The organism is Rahnella aquatilis CIP 78.65 = ATCC 33071, assembly GCF_000241955.1.
In the GTDB taxonomy this organism is placed as follows: domain Bacteria; phylum Pseudomonadota; class Gammaproteobacteria; order Enterobacterales; family Enterobacteriaceae; genus Rahnella; species Rahnella aquatilis.
On the sequence record NC_016818.1, the window covers coordinates 3,242,709 to 3,260,740 of the forward strand.

The following is an 18,032-nucleotide window of genomic DNA, read 5'->3' on the forward strand; positions in this document are numbered from 1 at the left end:
ACGCACCGAGATAAAGGAGAAATAATGGCTCAGGACAATCCGGCAGACGAAGAACGCAGCGGTGGGATCCAGGTGATCTCGCGGGCGGCAACCATCCTTAATGCGCTGGGAAAACACCCGCAGGGGATGAGTCTCGGTGCCATTGCCAATGAAGTGGATTTACCCCGTTCGACGGTGCAGCGGATCGTTGCTGCGCTGGCCGAAGAAGGGCTGGTTCGCTCAGAAGGCAGCGGAGGCGTACGTCTTGGTCCGACGCTTCTGAAACTCGTTTCAACGGTCCATACCGATGTCATCGCCATCGCCTCCCCTTTTCTGCGTCAGCTTTGCGACAACACGCAGGAAACAGTGTCGCTCGGGCGGGCAAGCGGCCGGCAGATCGCTAATATTCACAGCATTGTGGCCGAGCGGGAATTGCGCGTGGTGCCGCGCGTCGGTCTGAATCTGCCGATTTACAGCACATCGGGGGGGCGTGCCCTGCTATCACTGAAAACCGATGAGGAGATCCGTATTATCGTCGGGGATGTACTGGAGCCCGCCACAGAAAATACTGTGCGGACCCTTGACTCACTGCTGGAAAAAATCGCCAGGGTGCGGGAAAGCGGGATTTCGCTGGAAGAGGGAGAAACGGTAAACGGCGTGACCACACTGGCTATCGCGATAGATACCATTTTAGGCCGTTACTCCGTGTCGGTACTTTTCCCTACCGCCCGGCGGGCAGCCAAAGAGTCGCAAATCCGCGAAGCGTTGCTGGAATGCAAAAAAGCCCTGATTGGCGAAATTGGTAAATTAGGTGAACCCCACGTATCCGGTTAAAAATAGACAAAGGAGTTGCCGTGTTTGATGTCATTTTGTTAGCCGTAGACGGCTCAAAGCAATCACCTTTCGTGATTGATCTCGCCCGCCAGCTGGCAAAGGGACAGGCTTCCACGGTTTTCGTCACCTGCTGCATTGACGAGTCTTACGCGCTGGAAAACAACGGCGATGCCTCTGGTGAAATCGTCGATTATCCGCCAGCAGAAGAAGAGCAAAACACCGCGCGCGCCGTGGTCGGGCAGGCAGTGGAAACTTTGTTACAGGCGGGGATCCGTGCGAGAGGCAATCTTATCGTCGGTCCGGCAGGAGAAGCGCTGGTGGCAGAAGCCGAAAGACTCAATGCCTCATTGATTGTCATCGGTCACCGTCAGCTTTCAGCATTTGGCCGGATGATGAAAGGCTCGGTCAGTGCGGAAGTGATCGCGGCCGCGTCCTGCCCGGTTATGGTTGAAGTTCGCGGTAATTAATATTTCTGATGTCAGACGATAAAAAGCGCCCTCAGGCGCTTTTTTTAGACGAATGAAGAGCAGAAATAACGGGGAGGATTATTTAATGTTTATCAGTCCCATGGATTTTGCCCACTCTGTGATGTGATCCCGATAAAAGAAAGTAATATCCAGTTCCAGTGAACATTCCTTTGATGGCGTCACGCTGCCTAAACACGGGTATTCCTGCGGACGATATTCAAAAAGAAAATCATCCATTTCCTCATCCGTCAGCAACTTATCGCCTTCCATTTTATCCTGATAGAAATAGGCATCAAGCATCCAGGTGCGGTATTCAAAATCATTTTTAATCAATTGCATAAGGATAATCTCGCTAAATGACATGTTACATATCTGACAGGGTTTTCCCCTGTATGACGGCCTGTTTCATCAGATATGTGTCGTACTCGAGCCATCCGTTGCCGATCTCATAACAAGAAATTAACATATTAATGACCGTTAGCAAGCTGCAATTACTCTTAAAAACGTTTTTCCCAAACTCATCAGCATTTAATAGAAAAGAACACATCCTTATATAATTCAAATAAATGAATCACGTCGTTTGCATTCACAAGGTAATTAATTTGGCGAGGGCTTATTAATAACGGCGGATGAAATGTGAAAGGAACAGAACTGACATTGGGGATGCTTTCGCATCGCCACTGCCAACCCTGTTCCCAAAATCTTTTTTAGCGTCTGTCATTCAACTCATCAAACATTTAACTCATCAAACTTCTGTTACCAGCGGCCCGGAGGCGGACCTTCTCGCCAGTGCCCGGGAGGGCCATCACGCCAGTGTCCGGGAGGCCCCTCGCGCCAGTAGTAGCCAGGAGGCGGGCCTTCATGCCAACGCTCACGATGCCAGTAGCGTGGCGGCGGTGGAGCCGGTTCGTAATAAACCCAGTGCCCGCGACCTTCATCACGATAATGCTGATCCCACCAACCCGGTGGACGCCAGTCGCCACCGTCCCAATAGTATCCGCGGTCGTCACGGTCTCCGATATGCAGTGACAACCCTGGCATATTAACGCCAAGCTCGACGTTCGCCTGTGCGACAGCGGGCAAAGTTAGCAAAACGGCGAGAACTAAAATCAGCTTTTTCATTGTGAACCTCACAACCTGCTTATCAGGTGGTGACAAAGTACCCCCGGCTATCTTCCTGTTCTATAGGAATTTATCCCAAAAGAATACCCTTAACGTAACCCTTACATTTGCGTCAGTACGCCACTGCGGACACCCCGTTGCAACGCTATGGCAACAAAGGGAATTCAGTTCAACATTGCGAAGTCGTTATAAATGACAGATACAAAAAAAACCGCCGAAGCGGTTTTTTTGTTTGCTGCTTTGTTGTGCAAAATCAGATTTTACAGCCTTCGCAGTCACTTTCGTCCTGAACGGCTTCAGGCACTTCTGCTGCTTTTTCAGCTGCTTTAACTTCGGCAGTTTCCAGTGCAGCATCGATGTCAAAATCAAAAATATCGTCGCTCATTCTCATCACCTTAAATGTTCAAAATCGCGTTCAGTATAAACGACAGGCCACGCCCGGTGCCGGTTTTTTTGTGCCCTGCCGCCGCAGGATTTGCATAAAGTGCATCGGGAAACCATAGTTATAGTGAATGCAACAGTGTCACGGAGACACTTTTTTGAAATAAATACGAGGAGAACCGGATGACGACGTCAAACATCAAAGCGTGGGCAAATACCCGTGAAACCTCTCACGAAATCGCCGAGGCCATTTTCGAACTGGCGAATAACGACGAGACGCTGGCACAGAAAATCTGGGAAGAAGGCAACGACGAAGTGTTGCCTATCGCGTTCGCCAAAACCAAGGAAGACTATTTGTTCTGGGGTGAAGAGAAAATCGATCGGAAAAATGTCTGATAACCACAGCGTGAACGGCTGACGCTCAGCCCTGAGTCTGACTTAGGGCTGAATCAGCATGAAACTGGCGCAGTTAGCTGTCGAAGCCAAATCCCATTTTATACGCCCACTCAAAGACTTGCTCTTTGTAGAAAAAACGCGGCTCACACACACCCGGTTCGCCTGGCGTCTGGATCATCACGGCCACGCACGGATAAGCCACCGGACGGGCGTCAAAGATAAAGTCATCCACTTCCTGATCGGCAAACTCAGAGGTTTCGCCTACCGCACTCGCCTGGAATATTTCATCCATTATCCACTGACGGTATTCAAATTCGTTGCTGATAAATTTCATCATTCACCTCTGTCTGGCATTGACTCTGCTGGCGGTCATTTCCCGATTTAATCAACCGTGTAAGGCGTCACTGCCACAGCAAGGGCATACTTCGGCACGCGTTACGGACATTTGCGCGCTGCCGTCGCTGTCCCATTCAACTCTCAACGGTTTGCCGTTATCGTGTACGGCTTTGATGAAACGATCAAAATGTACAGCCTGCCCGGTCATCGTTTCTGTCAGTAACAGTTCATCGCCAGCATAAATGCGTGCGGTAGCTTGCGCATCCTGTTTTTCGCCTGAGATGATTTTGTGCAGATGATGAATGGTAAGTTTGATTCGTTCCACTGTCGCTCCTGTAACGGCTCAACATCATTTTTCTCGCGTTCAAATACGTTCACAAAAATGATGTCCAGCCGCTATTTTATCAGAGCATGCAGGGTAACGTCATGGCCTGTTGCCATGTTTAGAGGGGTTATGAGTGAGCTAACTGTGCTGTCCCGGCGCTGTCTGGCAACTGGCGCTCCAGCCGCGCCAGATCGTAGACATCATAGAAGTCCACAAAACCTTTATGGCGGACAATCGATTCAATACGGTTTTTAATGTGCTCACTGACATCAGCAGCGCTGAGAATTTGCTTCACAGCGTCAGCAGAAAGCTCGCGGCTGAAATACCATTCGCCGTTATAGCAAACGCGTAAATCAAGCACGCCGATATCTTCGTAGCGATAAACCGGCTTAATTTCCAGCAATAGCATCGCGGACATAAAGATCAGGAAAGCCGTAAATCCGATAAACCAGCCGAGTCCCATATAAGGTGAAACGTACATGACGATGCCCACGGCAATGTACCCCACCAGCATAGCCAGACATAACCACGGATGGTTTACGAAGAACTCAGCGTTGATCCGCGCTTTACCATCGCGCCCTTCCTGGCGGTTGATGCGATCAATTTCACTGTTTAATACGTTTTTGATTACGTCCATCTCATACCTCATTGCGTCACGACTATAATGCAATCTGATTACATAATTTTATCACGACAACTGTTATAGCGCGTAGAGCAGTTAACCTGCGTAAATCGGGAAACTGTTATAGTTCGGCATTTGCACGTTACTCAACAGGGAACCCGTTCAATGCATGTCAGATAAAAGGAGATCATCGTGGCATTATTAATTGTAGAGAGACCGGCCAAAAAGCTGGTGAGCTACCGGGTGGTGGGCCCCTATCAGGAGTCTATCCACAGTGGTTTTCAGCAACTGATGAAATGGGCTGCACGGCACCATCAGCCGCAAAACGAATGGCTGACGTGGTTTCATGATAATCCTGACACCACGCCGGCTGAGGCTTTGCGTGCTGATCCGTCGGTTTGTGTAGCCGATAATTTTATTCTGGATGATGCGGAAGGACTGACGTTGCAAACGTTGCCGGGAGGCACGTATGCGGCGTATCACACCACGATTACAGACGGCAATTTTGAAAAAGCCTGGCGGGAATTCTACAGCCAGCTGCTGGCCAGTACGAGCTATCGCCCGGATGGAAAAGCTTGCTTTGAGCACTATCTCAGCGACGGTTCCAAAAATGGCATCTGGGAAGTGGTTTTTTATCAGTCGGTCGAAAAAATCCCGGCAATCCGCTGAAAGTATTACACCAGCAGCGGAATGTCGGACTGCTCGCAGAAATCGAGATAAGCCTGTGGTGGTTCAGCGTTGCTGACCACCACATTAAAGCGCGCAAGCGGCGCAATGGCTGCAGGCCGGATCTGATCAAATTTGCTGCTATCCACGACGAGAATACTCTGCGCTGAGCGTGCTATAGCCTGATGTTTCATCAGTAATTCATCAAAATTAAAGCAGGTTACACCATGCTCAATACTGACGCCCGCAGCAGAAATAAAAGCTTTCGCCGGACGGATAAAATCGAGTTCGCTGCTGCGCCCGATAGGCGTAAAAATGCTGTTACTGGATTTAAACGCACCGCCACACAGGATGACTTCACAGTGAGGTTTTTCCTGCAGCGCCAGAAAGGTATTGAGCGAGTAACAAATAGCCGTAAATACCCGGTCATCTGCAATGCTTTCAATCACATAAGGCATTGTCGTGCCGCAGTCAAAAAAGACGGTATCGTTATCCTGAATAAGACTGGCTGCACGGGCGGCAAGGCGTTGTTTCTCAGCAACCTGGCGGGTTTTCTGTTCGCTGATAAAGTAATGCGTCGCCGGATTATTCTTCGGATCAATCACAATGTAACCGCCGAGCAAAATGACCGGCGCAGGTGCTGCATTGAGATCACGACGGACAGTCATTTCCGAAACATTAAGCAGTAAAGACGCTTCTTTAAGGTGAATTTTGTCGGTCTTTTTTAATGCCAGCAACAGACGCTGGATCCTGTCTTCACGCTTATTTTCCATGATGTTATCTCGTGCCTTCCCGGTTCGCAGCCGCTCACTATACCGTTGCCCGCCAGTCACCGCAAACCCTGCTAATACCTGACATTACTGCAACTGACGAAGCGTCAGATAACCGCCGAATACGGCACCCGTATCAATATAAAACTGATTGGCAAACTGCATTGCAGGCTCAACCGGTGTGTGACCGAAATAAAATTCATCCGCGCCCGTAATCGGTTGAAAACGGCCTGCCAGTGCAGAATTCACACGCTCACGATCCCAGATAACGTCATCCCCATCCATTGGTTTATCGAACACGTATTCATCGGAAAGATAATCGGCATGAGCCACCACGATGCGCTTGCCCTCACGGGTGGTCAGTTCGAGAATATGTGGCAGTTTATCAGCCTGCAAAATCAGCGCTTTTGCCTGTTCTTGTTTGTCATGCTCAAGGGCATAAAACCAGTCGCCACCATTACGTAACCAGCGCGGGATATTCTCTTCGTTTATGGCATCAATCGCCATCTGCTCGTGATTTCCGCGTACACACGCGAACCAGGTTTCATTGAGTAGTTGCAAACAACCGACGCTGTCAGGCCCGCGATCAGCAAGGTCACCCACAGATAACAGCAGATCGCGGTGGGGATCGAAAGACACTTTCGCCAGCTTTTCCCCGAGCAAACTCAGGCAACCATGCAAATCGCCAACAATATAAATGTGTCTGTATATTGAACAATCAATACGATGGTACAGAGCAGGAGTCATACTTCGCAAAAACCCATAATCAGGATGAATACCTTAAGTGTAATGCAAGATGATAATGAGGAAAGCGGAGAAAATCGGGGAAAAACTTTGCCTTGTCATCAGCGGCTTGTGCGCTCCCTACACTGAGTTGACGCTGAAATCCACTGATAATTAAATTATCGTTAAGTCACTGACGCCTTTTTGTGCTAGACTACTGCCCGCTCTAAGTAAAACCGGAGGTTTTATGAGTTCCACAGTTTTAAGCGCTCAAGACGAGTGTCCGTTATGCCAAAGCACGAATAAGACGTCGGTTAATATGTCGGCGAAAATTGTTACCGTGACCTGCACTTCTTGTGGCCGGTACAGTATCTTCCGCAAAACCATGGAAGAGATCTCAATCGACAGAAAGAAACGCGTTGCCCTGCAGGCGTTTTTCACCAGCCAGCCTAACTACCATTTGCCGCTATCAATCAGGGCATTGAGCAACACTGATTCATCGGGTGAATTCTAACCCTAAAAACGCCCCTCGGGGCTGTTTTAATTTCTGATTTTCTTCATCTCTTTCATCCAATAACCGACACAACCGACATGGCGTTCAGAACATGTCAATTCTGGCTGAGGTTGCGCACGCGAAGAATGTGATTGAAGAAACACTTAAGGCCCCCTGTTGCAGGTGGCCTTTTTTATTGCATCAGGAAGATGTGAATTTCAGAAATAAAAAAACCACCCGAAGGTGGCTATAACGACATTACTACTTTATTGCTTTTGATTATTCAGCTAATTTTCCCATGGTACCCGGGACGAGACTTGAACTCGTACAGCCATAAGCCGAGGGATTTTAAATCCCTTGTGTCTACCGATTCCACCACCCGGGCTCCGGGAAAATTGGAGGCGCGTTCCGGAGTCGAACCGGACTAGGCGGATTTGCAATCCGCTACATAACCGCTTTGTTAACGCGCCTTAAATCTTACTACTTGTCTTGCACTTAAACCAATTCACGAACCAGTTTAAGAAAATTTGGAGCGGGAAACGAGACTCGAACTCGCGACCCCGACCTTGGCAAGGTCGTGCTCTACCAACTGAGCTATTCCCGCTTTAATCAGAACGTACTGATTTTTTTAACTAATCTTCTGGCATAAGACTGGCTGCCTTCCGATGCGTTGCATTCTACTGACCTGACGGATTGAGTCAATAAAATTATCTGCTTCATGCGATCGTTTGACGTTTTTTACGGCAGTTTGATCAGGGTTCCAGCAAATCATGACGCGCAGCGTTCAGATATTGGAACATTGACCAGAAAGTCAGCACTGCCGCAATATAAAGTGCAGCGACACCAACCCAGACAACAATGGCATCAGGACGCCACAACAGCGCGACCAGCGACAGCATCTGCGCCGTGGTTTTCACTTTACCGATCCAGGAAACGGCCACACTGCTGCGTTTTCCAATCTCAGCCATCCACTCACGTAGCGCGGAAATAATGATTTCACGGGCAATCATGGTCGCCGCCGGTAACGTAATCCACCATGAGTGAAAATATTCAGCCACCAGCACCAGCGCAATCGCTACCATCACTTTATCAGCGACCGGATCAAGGAATGCACCAAAACGCGTCGTCTGCTTCCAGCGGCGGGCCAGATAGCCGTCAAACCAGTCGGTTACGGCAGCAAAAACGAAAATCAGCGCACAGGCCATTGATGCCCACGGATAAGGCAGGTAAAAGGCCAGCACGAAGAACGGTATCAGTACAACGCGAAACAGGGTAAGGCACGTAGGTATATTAAATTGCATAGCGAAGGTAACTGTTTGTCCGGTGTGGATATTATGAGTATGTTGCTACATTGCCTTTAGTGTTTCAACGCATTATGGATCTTTTCTGCCAATGCGATAGAAATACCCGGTACCTGTGCAATTTCCTCTACGCTGGCATTCAGTAATGGCTGAATGCCTCCCATGTATTTCAGTAAAACCTGACGCCGTTTCGGCCCGACGCCTTCAATCTCTTCCAGCGCACTGGTCGTACGCACTTTCGCACGCCTCTGCCGGTGGCCGGTAATGGCATGGTTATGCGAATCATCACGAATATGCTGGATGACATGCAACGCTGGCGAATCAGCGGGTAATGCAATCCCTTCACCTTCCGGCACAAAGAACAGCGTTTCGAGCCCGGGTTTACGATCCGCACCTTTCGCAATACCAATCAGTAAAGGTTTGGATTTGTCCCACTCAACATTCAGCGAATGAAACACATCCAGTGCCATGCCGAGTTGCCCTTTACCGCCATCAATAAAAATGACGTCAGGGATCTTATTGTCATCAAGCGCTTTGCCATAGCGACGCTGCAATACCTGCGCCATCGCCGCGTAATCATCGCCTGGCGTGATGCCGGTAATGTTATAGCGCCGGTATTCAGAACGCACCGGGCCATTACTGTCAAAAACCACACAGGAAGCGACCGTCTGCTCGCCCATAGTATGGCTGATGTCGAAGCATTCCATGCGGTTAATTTCCGAAAGATGCAGTGTTTTTGCGAGTTCGGACAGCCGCTGATGGATTGTCGACTGCTGCGCCAGTTTGGTCGTCAGCGCAGCAGAGGCATTGGTGCGCGCCAGTTTCAGATAACGGGCACGGTCGCCCCGCGGCTTACTCTGAATCTGCACTTTGCGCCCGGCCAGTTCGCTGAGCGAATCGGCCAGCAGATCTTTTTCCGCCAGACTGAAATCCAGCAGAATTTCGCCAGGCAGCGTCCGTTGCTGACTGCCCTGCAAATAGAATTGTCCGACGAAGGTCTGCACCACTTCGCCCAGATCGGTACCGCCCGGTACTTTCGGGAAATAACTGCGGCTGCCCAGCACTTTGCCCTGACGGATAAACAGAACGTGCAGGCACGCCATGCCTGACTCGAAGGACACGCCGATCACATCCAGATCTTCGCTGTTACCCGACACAAACTGACGTTCTGTCACACGGCGTACAGCCTGAATCTGATCGCGTATCCGTCCGGCATCTTCAAAGCGCAGCGCTTTACTGGCTTCTTCCATGCGGTTTACAAGCTGTGTCACAACCTGCTGGTCTTTCCCGGAGAGGAAAAGGCGAACGTATTCCACCTGATCTTTATAATCTTCCTCGCTCACCAGGCCTTTGACACACGGGCCCAGACAGCGGCCAATCTGATATTGCAGACAAGGACGCGAACGGTTGCTGTAAACGCTGTTTTCGCACTGGCGTATCGGGAAAAGTTTTTGCAGCAGCGCCAGTGTTTCACGCACGGCATAGGAATTCGGGAAAGGCCCGAAATACTCACCTTTGGCGTGCTTAGCACCGCGGTGTACCGAAAGTCTTGGATGGTTATCCGCACTGAGGAAGATCAGCGGATATGACTTATCATCGCGTAACAATACGTTATAACGCGGCTGATAAAGTTTGATGTAATTATGTTCGAGGAGCAGCGCTTCGGTTTCCGTGTGGGTCACGGTCACATCAATTTGCGCGATGTTTTTGACCAGAGTTTCGGTTTTACGGCTGGAAACCTGGACGCGAAAATAACTCGAAAGACGTTTTTTGAGGTCTTTGGCTTTACCTACGTAGATTACGGTGCCGCTGGCGTCATACATTCTGTAGACGCCCGGCTGGCTGGTGACCGTTTTCAGAAAGGCTTTTGGGTCGAAACGCTCATCACTCACTGCCTGATAAAGTCTCCGTGTTGAACAAACCGTGCCGGATTGCCAGATGCGTTAACTCAACATCACCGCTGATATTTAATTTACTAAACATCCGGTAACGATAACTGTTAACCGTCTTAGGACTCAAGCTCAGTTGTTCAGAAATTTCATTGACCTTTTGTCCCTTGGTGATCATCAGCATGATTTGCAATTCACGCTCGGATAAGGAATCAAAAGGCGTTTCAGATTGCGGTTCAATCTGGCTCAATGCCATTTGCTGAGCAATGTCGGAGGCAATATAACGCTGACCCGAGTCAACCAGACGGATAGCATTGATCACTTCCTGCGGAGCCGCGCCTTTGCTCAGGTAACCGGAAGCCCCCGCCTGCATCACTTTGGCTGGCAGCGGGTTCTCAGTATAAATCGTTAACATGATGATCTTGATGTCTGGCGAAAAGCGGACAATTTTCTTGGTCGCTTCAAGCCCGCCAATACCTGGCATGTTCATATCCATCAGGACGATATCAACGTCATGGGTCCGACACCATTTGACGGCATCTTCACCGCATTGCGCCTCACCAACAACTTTGATGCCTTTGATATCTTCAAGAATGCGTCGGATCCCTGCGCGCACCAGTTCGTGGTCATCAACAAGAAGAACGCTAATCAAAGAGAATTCTCCAAAAAATAAGGGCAACACACCGTCAGGGACTTCACGCTTGTCTTACGTAAACCTACGTATCGAACATTAAAATTTGCTCTCAGACAGCTTATAAATGAAGAGAAGGTGACAAATAAGAGGCCAATATCAACAAACTCGCCCCACTACCGCTCATCGGTAGTATTTTAAAGCAGGAAGACACAGTTATTTATTATAGCCTGCGTATTTTACTCTATCAGGCGTTCCTGACCAAGAAATGTCTGCAAAAAACTAGTTTGCTGAATGTAAATGAGAAGTACCACTATCTGTATTAATAAATTATAAAAAAAACGTGTCTAATCAAAGGGCAGGCAGGAAAATCCGTGATCTCTTTTAAGCGGTAAGTAAATAACCCCAGGCCTTTTCTCTTATCTGAAACGCGCTTAACGCCGGGCTGACTATTTAAGCGGCTGTACACCCACTTCATATATCTATGATATATCCAATTATTATTTGCGATCGCACGAATTGCCGATGGCTTATATGAATAAGTCTGCACATAAAGATGAAAGATTCTCAACCGCTCCTTATGTTTAGTATTCTTTACTCGCTGTCCGGAACTCTATATGCGGGCGCTCGCCCTCATTTTAAGCGGCCCCACTGACGCTGCCCTAAAACGGACCAACTATGCTAAAATGCGGCCACTTTTCATATGTTCAGAATTCGGCGCGCTGCCTGCAGCTTGCCTGAGGAGATAAAAATAATGAGTAATTGCGATTTTACAACTGAAGCAAACGTTGAAACACTGGCAACAGAAGTTGCCTGCCTGAAAGCCACCCTGACCCTGATCCTGAAAGCAATTGGCCAGGCTGATGCCGGTAAAGTGATGCTGAACATGGAGCGTTTTGTCGCGCAGATGGAAGACGAGCAGCAGGCTGAAGTGTTCAAAAACTCCCTGCAGCAAATTAAGTTCGCGTATCGCCAGTAATGCCTTTTCAGAGTCTGTCGCCTGACGGACTCTGCCTCTCGCCTTCCGGTTATCCCCCGCAATGTCTGCTATAATCATGCCCTGCATCCATTCAATGAGAACATAAACATGAGCGACGAAAAGAATAAAGAAAACAAAAGCAAAGCCGATGAAGTCCATGTCAGTGACGGGCTGGGTGAACTGTTTGAAGTTTCTGAACAACTGACAGAAGAAGAAATTGAAAAAGCGGCAGAAGAAGCCAAACAAGCCGTAGAAGACGCCAAAAAACAGAAACATCATTGATCAATGCATCACAATTTCCTTGCTCCCCATCAGGCGATTGCGCCTCTGGCCATTGATTATCAACATGGCGACAGCGAACCTGCTCACAGTCACAACTGCTCACAGCTGATTCATACGCTATCCGGCATTGTAGAAGTGCATACGTCGCTCGGCACCTGGATGGTGCCGCCCGGACGCGGGGTCTGGCTGCCTGCAGAGGTTGAACACAGCCTGCGTTTTATCGGCGGGGTCAAGGCCCGCACCCTGTTTGTCGATCCACTCGCCCGTGCTGACTTACCGGCGCAATGTCAGGTGGTACAGATTTCTGCGCTGCTGCGTGAACTGATTTTGTCATCGCTGACTATTCCGGCCGATTATCTGCCCGGCGGGCGCGATGAACGCATCATGGAATTATTGCTTGATGAACTGCGCCTGTTACCGACACTGCCTCTTTATCTGCCGGAACCCCAAGAGCCGGAGCTGACTGAACTTTGCCAGCAAATTCGTGCAGATCTTGGTTCATCATGGGAGCTGGAAGAGGTCGCGCAACGTCTGAATATCAGCAGCCGCACACTCTCACGTCGTTTCCAGCGCGAAACCGGATTACGTTTCAGTGACTGGGTTCGCCAGGCAAAACTGCTTGAAGCCCTGAACCAGCTTGCTGCGGGCATTTCAGTTATTGATGTGGCGCTGGCACTCGGCTACGACAGCCCGAGTGCCTTCAGTGCGATGTTTCGCCGGTCACTTGGCGTCTCACCCAGCGAATATTTTAGTCAGCCATGATGGCACTGGCAGCATTGAACAACGCCTGTAATGAGGCACCGGACACATCACTGTCAATGCCCACGCCATAACAGGTTTCGCCCAACCGCCCCCGGCAGCTCAGATACGCCACCGCGCGGCTGTGACTCTGATGCCCCAGCGTATGTTCATGATAATCGCCAATTTCCAGCTGCACATCGTAACTGCGACGCAGTGCGTCTGCCGCACCGGACAACAAACCGTTACCGCTGCCGGTAATATGCTGTTCTTCATTGCGATAGTGGATCCGCGCACTGAAATGGCAGACGTTTTGCTCATCGCTGCGGATGTCGTAACTCAGCAGTTTTACCCCCGGCTGATCGGTTAACCCGTAGCGCTGACGGAACAACCGCCAGATATCGCTGGTGCTCATTTCCTTGCCGTGCGTATCGGTTTCACGCTGCACCGCTTTGCTGAAATCAATTTGCAAACCGCGCGGTAATTTCAGCCCGTGATTCTGTTCCAGCAACCAGGCCGCCCCGCTTTTCCCTGACTGGCTGTTAACGCGGATCACCGCTTCATAGCTGCAACCGACGTCCGCCGGATCTAACGGCAGATACGGTACCCGCCAGACAGCGCTCTCTGATGTATTCTGCGCAGCAAATCCTTTTTTGATGGCGTCCTGATGCGAGCCGGAAAATGCCGTAAACACCAGTTCACCGGCATACGGATGGCGCGGATGTACCGGCAACTGGTTGCATTCTTCCACCGCCTCGACAATCGCCTGCAAATTACTGAAATCCAGCAGCGGCGCGACGCCCTGAGTGTAAAGATTCAGCGCCAGCGTCACGATATCCACGTTACCGGTGCGTTCACCGTTACCAAAAAGGCATCCTTCCACGCGGTCGGCGCCGGCCAGCATCGCCAGCTCCGCACAGGCCACCCCGGTTCCACGGTCATTGTGCGGATGAACACTGACCGAAACCTGTTCGCGGCGGCTGAAATGACGGCAGAACCATTCAATCTGATCGGCATAAATATTCGGCGTGCTGACTTCCACCGTTGCCGGTAAGTTAATGATCATCGGTCGTTCATTGCCCGGTTCCCAGACATCTGCCACGGCTTCACACACTTCCAGCGCAAACTCCAGTTCGGTGAAGCAGAAGGTTTCCGGTGAATACTCAAACGTCCATTCCGTCTGCGGATATTGCCCGCACAGCTGACGAATTTGCTGAGCGCCGCGAACCGCCAGCTCGCGGGTTGCAGCCTGATCCTGATTAAATACCACTTCACGGAACACCGGCGCAGTCGCGTTATATAAATGCACAATGGCACGCGGCACATCTTTGAGTGCCTCAAAGGTACGGGCGATCAGATCCGGCCGTGAAGGCGTCAGCACCTGAATCACCACATCATCCGGGATTAGCCCCTCTTCAATCAGACTGCGGACAAAATCAAAATCGGTTTGTGAAGCCGAGGGAAACGCCACCTCAATCTGCTTAAAACCACACTTCACCAGCAAATCAAAAAAATGGCGCTTACGGGCATTGTCCATGGGTTCTGCCAGTGCCTGATTGCCGTCACGCAGATCACTGGAACACCATTGCGGGGCTTTATTGAGTACATTTCCCGGCCACCGGCGATCGGGTAAATTCACCTGCGGAAAGGGGCGATATTTTTGCGACGGGTCGTTTAACATACGATTCTCCTTTTATCATTGAGGCAGCGGTTAAGTTCCGTTAAATCCATAGTACGCAAACGATAACTTCCTGCGCCTGACTAACTGACAGCAACCCGCGCAAAACGGACAAAAAGAAAATGATCATAAAAAAACCCGCATTCAGCGGGTTTTGTCATTTTGTTATTTATTACTGCTGCCTTCCGGCCGGATGTTGTAGGTTCCGAAGAAGCTGCGATCCGTTTCCAGGCTGATGCTTTTGCCCTTCGCATCCACGGTAATCGAACCTGATGTTTTGGTCAGCGCGCACGCAATACGAACATCAATGGTGCGCATCCCGTTCGGTACATTCAAATCCACGTACTGATTAAAATGCAGGGAAGCCACGGTCTTCCCGTCTAAAAACACCATCAGCGGACAGGTTTTCTCAAATGGCACGACTGACCACTGATCTAAGCGGTGTAAACGGATATGGGTCTGCCCTGCGGGCGCTGCCGCGCTGGCGTTAGCGAAAGATGACTTGACCTGTAGCGTCGGTTCATAAGGATTGGCCGCGCACCCGGCTAAAAATAAAGCCGCCAAGGCCACCAGTGTTTTTTTCATCGTTATCTCCCTGAGTTTATGAACGAATGATAGCAGTGTGCGCGCGGCGGGCAACAAAAAAACCGGCGGGAGCGGGCTATGGAGAGTCCGAAGCCTGAGAAAGTCATCTAAATCTGTGACGTTAGTACAAAAAAACACCACCCGAATTGCTAATAGTCATCCACGGGTATTTGATATTCTTGTTAGGATTTATCCGATCAGTCGTTCAACTCAGTTTCAGGAATCATTATGTACAGCTACACACTAATCGCCCCCGCAGGGATCGTTAAAGCCTACGAAGACGAATTCCGCGACAAAGGGATTGAGTTACTGGTTGCCAAACAGAATCGTTCGGAGACGGTTGTCTTACGCAGTGACCAGTTCACCGAAGAAAGGACGTTTATCACGCATGTTCATTTGCTGATCTTCAGCCTGTGCATGCGGCTACAAAAACAGCTCAAAAATGGTAATGCACCTAATACCACCATTATGTATTGATGCATTCCTGCCCTTCACACTGTTTTGGCCCCGGACCGGGGCCTGACTTTTATCCCCTGTATTTTCTGCCTTCCGCTCATTTTTATTGAGCAGTAAATTTATATCCCGCAAAACACGCCTGCCAGATCGATTAAATAAACGACAAGATATTCAGCGTTATTTCCCGACAGGAAACGGCTTTATTACCGGTGTATACAACAGAGGAACTGACGGCTTGAAGAAGAAAGGAAAATAAGAGCAGAAGGAGCGTAATACATTGATTAATAATTTGTTGGTGGGTCGTGGCGGGTTCGAACCGCCGACCAATTGATTAAGAGTCAACTGCTCTACCGACTGAGCTAACGACCCAACGGAACGGATTATTCTCTTCTGCCATGATGTTGTCAAACGCTTATCCATACTTTTTTGCCGTTAATATCCGTCATATTTGTGAAGCTCATCACGTCTAAAAACGGTATTATTCCTGCCACTTTCGAAGATATTTGGTTAATTAACACTCAGTTATCGACAATGTAAAAAATACGATACATTTTTTCCTTTGGCATTTTTCATGCCAGTTATAATAAATGCGTACTTAACATTACTATTACACCGTTCACGCACGCTGTCGTTCCCGCCGTGGTGAGCAAAGGGCCATGCAGAGCTCAGAAAATTGACGTAAATGAATGCGATATGGCGGAGTTCATACGCAAAAAGCAAAAAACAGGAATCAATACAACATGCAAGAAGAGTCAAAAATCCTCGTCCGGCCGGAGGAAGAGAACGCTGAAGGTTTGCGGCGAAATCTCTCTAACCGTCATATCCAGCTCATTGCCATTGGCGGCGCTATCGGTACCGGCCTGTTTATGGGCTCCGGCAAAACGATCAGTCTGGCGGGTCCGTCCATCATCTTCGTCTACATGATCATCGGCTTTATGCTGTTTTTCGTCATGCGTGCGATGGGTGAACTGTTACTGTCCAATCTCGACTATAAATCCTTCAGCGACTTTGCCGCCGATTTGCTTGGCCCGTGGGCAGGATATTTCACCGGCTGGACCTACTGGTTCTGCTGGGTAGTGACCGGTATCGCCGATGTCGTCGCCATTACCGCGTATGCGCAGTTCTGGTTCCCCGGCCTCTCACAATGGGTCGCGTCGCTGCTCTGCGTTCTGGTACTGCTGAGCCTGAATCTCGCTACCGTGAAAATGTTCGGTGAGATGGAATTCTGGTTCGCGATGATCAAAATTGTCGCCATTGTCGGGCTGATTATCGCCGGGCTGGTGATGGTATTGACTCACTTCCAGACGCCAGCCGGCACGGTTGCGTCCTTCAGCAACCTGTGGAATGACGGCGGATTCTTCCCGAAAGGCGTCAGCGGTTTCTTTGCCGGTTTCCAGATAGCCGTGTTCGCGTTTGTTGGTATCGAACTGGTCGGCACCACCGCCGCCGAAACGAAAGATCCGCAAAAATCCCTGCCGCGCGCCATCAACGCAATCCCGCTGCGCATTATCATGTTCTATGTATTCTCGCTGATCATGATTATGTCGGTGACGCCCTGGAGCCATGTGGTTGCTGATAAAAGCCCGTTTGTTGAACTGTTCGTTCTGGCCGGTCTTCCGGCGGCGGCGAGCATCATCAACTTTGTGGTACTGACCTCAGCGGCGTCATCCGCTAACAGTGGTGTATTCTCCACCAGCCGCATGCTGTTTGGCCTGGCACAGGAAGGCAACGCACCGAAAGCCTTCGGTAAGCTCTCTTCCCGCGCGGTGCCATCGAACGGCCTGACTTTTTCCTGCATCTGCCTGCTCGGCGGTGTGGTACTGATTTACCTGATCCCGAATGTGGTGACGGTTTTCACGCTGGTCACCACCGTTTCTGCGATCCTGTTTATGTTCGTCTGGACCCTCATCCTCTGCTCTTATCTGGTCTACCGCCGTAAACGTCCGCAACTGCACGAAGCCTCCATCTACAAAATGCCGCTCGGCAAACTGATGAGCTGGGTCTGTATGGCATTCTTCGTCTTCGTGCTGGTGCTGCTGACCTTACAGGATGATACCCGTCAGGCGCTGCTCGTCACGCCGCTGTGGTTTGTGATTCTGGGGATTGGCTACTGGCTGCGCAGGCGCCAGTCCTGATTGCACGAATAGACTGCCATAGGTATTTTTTAGTCACAGTGTTTTGAATGACTGAGGAGCATAAAAACCCTCCTCAGTCATTCTCTCTAATTAATTATTAATCTCTTTTCTATAATAAAGGCACTGCAAATCTCTTTCGGCGCTTTTATTTAAATATTTAAATCATAAATATTCACTAAAAAATATAACTTTCTCTGCGTGATTATTTATGATGCACGGCCTCCTCATACCTTAGCTAGCATTA

23 protein-coding genes and 4 tRNA genes are annotated in these 18,032 nt (G+C 49.7%); 10 read left to right on the forward strand and 17 right to left on the reverse strand.

The genetic code is table 11. The features are described from left to right. The first annotated feature begins 24 nt into the window (after nt 1-24). On the forward strand, nt 25-813 hold the full coding sequence (locus RAHAQ2_RS14565) for an IclR family transcriptional regulator (protein ID WP_015697967.1): 789 nt from the start codon (nt 25-27) through the stop codon (nt 811-813). A gap of 20 nt (nt 814-833) precedes the next feature. Then, nucleotides 834-1,280 (forward strand): universal stress protein, encoded by a 447-nt coding sequence (locus tag RAHAQ2_RS14570; RefSeq protein WP_015697968.1) that lies wholly within the window; start codon nt 834-836, stop codon nt 1,278-1,280. Nucleotides 1,281-1,358: 78 nt separating this feature from the next. Here the strand turns inward: RAHAQ2_RS14570 and RAHAQ2_RS14575 are convergent, their stop codons facing one another. From RAHAQ2_RS14575 to RAHAQ2_RS26140, 3 genes are all read right to left on the reverse strand, one after another. Further along, nucleotides 1,359-1,619, reverse strand: coding sequence for a hypothetical protein (locus tag RAHAQ2_RS14575; protein WP_015697969.1), 261 nt, complete (start codon nt 1,617-1,619; stop codon nt 1,359-1,361). 417 nt (nt 1,620-2,036) lie between these two features. Further along, nucleotides 2,037-2,438: a DUF2502 domain-containing protein gene (locus RAHAQ2_RS14585; protein ID WP_377432604.1), complete on the reverse strand. Its 402-nt coding sequence runs from the start codon at nt 2,436-2,438 to the stop codon at nt 2,037-2,039. 217 nt (nt 2,439-2,655) lie between these two features. Further along, on the reverse strand, nt 2,656-2,787 hold the full coding sequence (locus tag RAHAQ2_RS26140) for a hypothetical protein (protein ID WP_013576285.1): 132 nt from the start codon (nt 2,785-2,787) through the stop codon (nt 2,656-2,658). Between the two features lie 179 nt (nt 2,788-2,966). Here RAHAQ2_RS26140 and RAHAQ2_RS14590 point away from each other — a divergent pair, with 179 nt between their 5' ends. Then, the gene (locus RAHAQ2_RS14590; protein ID WP_015697971.1) at nt 2,967-3,179 is read left to right on the forward strand and encodes a YccJ family protein; all 213 of its coding nucleotides are present in this window, start codon (nt 2,967-2,969) and stop codon (nt 3,177-3,179) included. Nucleotides 3,180-3,252: 73 nt separating this feature from the next. Here the strand turns inward: RAHAQ2_RS14590 and RAHAQ2_RS14595 are convergent, their stop codons facing one another. The 3 genes from RAHAQ2_RS14595 to RAHAQ2_RS14605 all read right to left on the reverse strand — a co-directional run bounded on the left by RAHAQ2_RS14595 (nt 3,253) and on the right by RAHAQ2_RS14605 (nt 4,477). Further along, nucleotides 3,253-3,516 carry a hypothetical protein gene (locus tag RAHAQ2_RS14595; RefSeq protein ID WP_238532035.1) on the reverse strand — a complete coding sequence of 88 codons (264 nt, stop codon included), beginning with the start codon at nt 3,514-3,516 and terminating at the stop codon, nt 3,253-3,255. Between the two features lie 48 nt (nt 3,517-3,564). Continuing rightward, on the reverse strand, nt 3,565-3,840 hold the full coding sequence (locus RAHAQ2_RS14600; protein ID WP_015697973.1) for a hypothetical protein: 276 nt from the start codon (nt 3,838-3,840) through the stop codon (nt 3,565-3,567). 127 nt (nt 3,841-3,967) lie between these two features. Further along, a complete protein-coding gene (locus tag RAHAQ2_RS14605; RefSeq protein WP_015697974.1) occupies nt 3,968-4,477 on the reverse strand; it encodes a YlaC family protein in 510 nt (169 codons plus the stop codon). Nucleotides 4,478-4,654: 177 nt separating this feature from the next. Between RAHAQ2_RS14605 and RAHAQ2_RS14610 the strand changes: the two genes are divergently transcribed. After that, the gene (locus RAHAQ2_RS14610) at nt 4,655-5,131 is read left to right on the forward strand and encodes a GyrI-like domain-containing protein (RefSeq protein WP_015697975.1); all 477 of its coding nucleotides are present in this window, start codon (nt 4,655-4,657) and stop codon (nt 5,129-5,131) included. A gap of 5 nt (nt 5,132-5,136) precedes the next feature. Here the strand turns inward: RAHAQ2_RS14610 and deoR are convergent, their stop codons facing one another. After that, a complete protein-coding gene (gene deoR / locus RAHAQ2_RS14615) occupies nt 5,137-5,901 on the reverse strand; it encodes a DNA-binding transcriptional repressor DeoR (protein ID WP_015697976.1) in 765 nt (254 codons plus the stop codon). An 84-nt stretch (nt 5,902-5,985) separates the two neighbouring features. Then, a complete protein-coding gene (locus RAHAQ2_RS14620; RefSeq protein WP_015697977.1) occupies nt 5,986-6,645 on the reverse strand; it encodes a metallophosphoesterase in 660 nt (219 codons plus the stop codon). 223 nt (nt 6,646-6,868) lie between these two features. Between RAHAQ2_RS14620 and RAHAQ2_RS25020 the strand changes: the two genes are divergently transcribed. After that, on the forward strand, nt 6,869-7,135 hold the full coding sequence (locus RAHAQ2_RS25020) for a hypothetical protein (RefSeq protein WP_015697978.1): 267 nt from the start codon (nt 6,869-6,871) through the stop codon (nt 7,133-7,135). A 278-nt stretch (nt 7,136-7,413) separates the two neighbouring features. Here RAHAQ2_RS25020 and RAHAQ2_RS14625 read toward each other — a convergent pair. The 6 genes from RAHAQ2_RS14625 to uvrY all read right to left on the reverse strand — a co-directional run bounded on the left by RAHAQ2_RS14625 (nt 7,414) and on the right by uvrY (nt 10,956). After that, nucleotides 7,414-7,499, reverse strand: a tRNA-Leu gene (locus RAHAQ2_RS14625). 11 nt (nt 7,500-7,510) lie between these two features. Then, nucleotides 7,511-7,584: transfer RNA gene (locus tag RAHAQ2_RS14630), tRNA-Cys, on the reverse strand. Between the two features lie 58 nt (nt 7,585-7,642). Next, nucleotides 7,643-7,718 (reverse strand) — tRNA-Gly (locus RAHAQ2_RS14635). A gap of 148 nt (nt 7,719-7,866) precedes the next feature. Further along, entirely contained in the window at nt 7,867-8,415 is a 549-nt protein-coding gene (pgsA, locus tag RAHAQ2_RS14640; RefSeq protein ID WP_015697979.1) for a CDP-diacylglycerol--glycerol-3-phosphate 3-phosphatidyltransferase, read from the reverse strand. A 56-nt stretch (nt 8,416-8,471) separates the two neighbouring features. Then, entirely contained in the window at nt 8,472-10,307 is a 1,836-nt protein-coding gene (gene uvrC / locus RAHAQ2_RS14645; protein WP_015697980.1) for an excinuclease ABC subunit UvrC, read from the reverse strand. Beyond that, nucleotides 10,300-10,956: a UvrY/SirA/GacA family response regulator transcription factor gene (gene uvrY, locus RAHAQ2_RS14650; RefSeq protein ID WP_015697981.1), complete on the reverse strand. Its 657-nt coding sequence runs from the start codon at nt 10,954-10,956 to the stop codon at nt 10,300-10,302. The genes uvrC and uvrY overlap by 8 nt, the downstream gene beginning before the upstream one ends. 733 nt (nt 10,957-11,689) lie before the next feature. Between uvrY and RAHAQ2_RS14655 the strand changes: the two genes are divergently transcribed. From RAHAQ2_RS14655 to RAHAQ2_RS14660, 3 genes are all read left to right on the forward strand, one after another. Then, the gene (locus tag RAHAQ2_RS14655; protein WP_015697982.1) at nt 11,690-11,914 is read left to right on the forward strand and encodes a DUF2594 family protein; all 225 of its coding nucleotides are present in this window, start codon (nt 11,690-11,692) and stop codon (nt 11,912-11,914) included. A gap of 108 nt (nt 11,915-12,022) precedes the next feature. Continuing rightward, complete coding sequence (locus RAHAQ2_RS25815; protein WP_015697983.1) at nt 12,023-12,196, forward strand: hypothetical protein; 174 nt, start codon at nt 12,023-12,025, stop codon at nt 12,194-12,196. 3 nt (nt 12,197-12,199) lie between these two features. Beyond that, a complete protein-coding gene (locus RAHAQ2_RS14660; RefSeq protein WP_015697984.1) occupies nt 12,200-12,958 on the forward strand; it encodes an AraC family transcriptional regulator in 759 nt (252 codons plus the stop codon). On the opposite strand, the gene leuA is transcribed toward RAHAQ2_RS14660, so the two are convergent. Together leuA and RAHAQ2_RS14670 are read right to left on the reverse strand one after the other, a co-directional pair. Then, nucleotides 12,945-14,615, reverse strand: coding sequence for a 2-isopropylmalate synthase (gene leuA / locus RAHAQ2_RS14665; RefSeq protein ID WP_015697985.1), 1,671 nt, complete (start codon nt 14,613-14,615; stop codon nt 12,945-12,947). The two genes, RAHAQ2_RS14660 and leuA, sit on opposite strands and share 14 nt — an antisense overlap. Before the next feature lie 162 nt (nt 14,616-14,777). Then, a complete protein-coding gene (locus RAHAQ2_RS14670) occupies nt 14,778-15,197 on the reverse strand; it encodes a hypothetical protein (RefSeq protein WP_015697986.1) in 420 nt (139 codons plus the stop codon). Between the two features lie 228 nt (nt 15,198-15,425). On the opposite strand from RAHAQ2_RS14670, the gene RAHAQ2_RS14675 reads away from it, so the two are divergent. Then, entirely contained in the window at nt 15,426-15,674 is a 249-nt protein-coding gene (locus tag RAHAQ2_RS14675; RefSeq protein ID WP_015697987.1) for a hypothetical protein, read from the forward strand. Nucleotides 15,675-15,946: 272 nt separating this feature from the next. Here RAHAQ2_RS14675 and RAHAQ2_RS14680 read toward each other — a convergent pair. Continuing rightward, nucleotides 15,947-16,022, reverse strand: a tRNA-Lys gene (locus RAHAQ2_RS14680). Between the two features lie 371 nt (nt 16,023-16,393). On the opposite strand from RAHAQ2_RS14680, the gene cycA reads away from it, so the two are divergent. Beyond that, nucleotides 16,394-17,788: a D-serine/D-alanine/glycine transporter gene (gene cycA, locus RAHAQ2_RS14685; RefSeq protein ID WP_015697988.1), complete on the forward strand. Its 1,395-nt coding sequence runs from the start codon at nt 16,394-16,396 to the stop codon at nt 17,786-17,788. Nucleotides 17,789-18,032 lie beyond the last annotated feature (244 nt).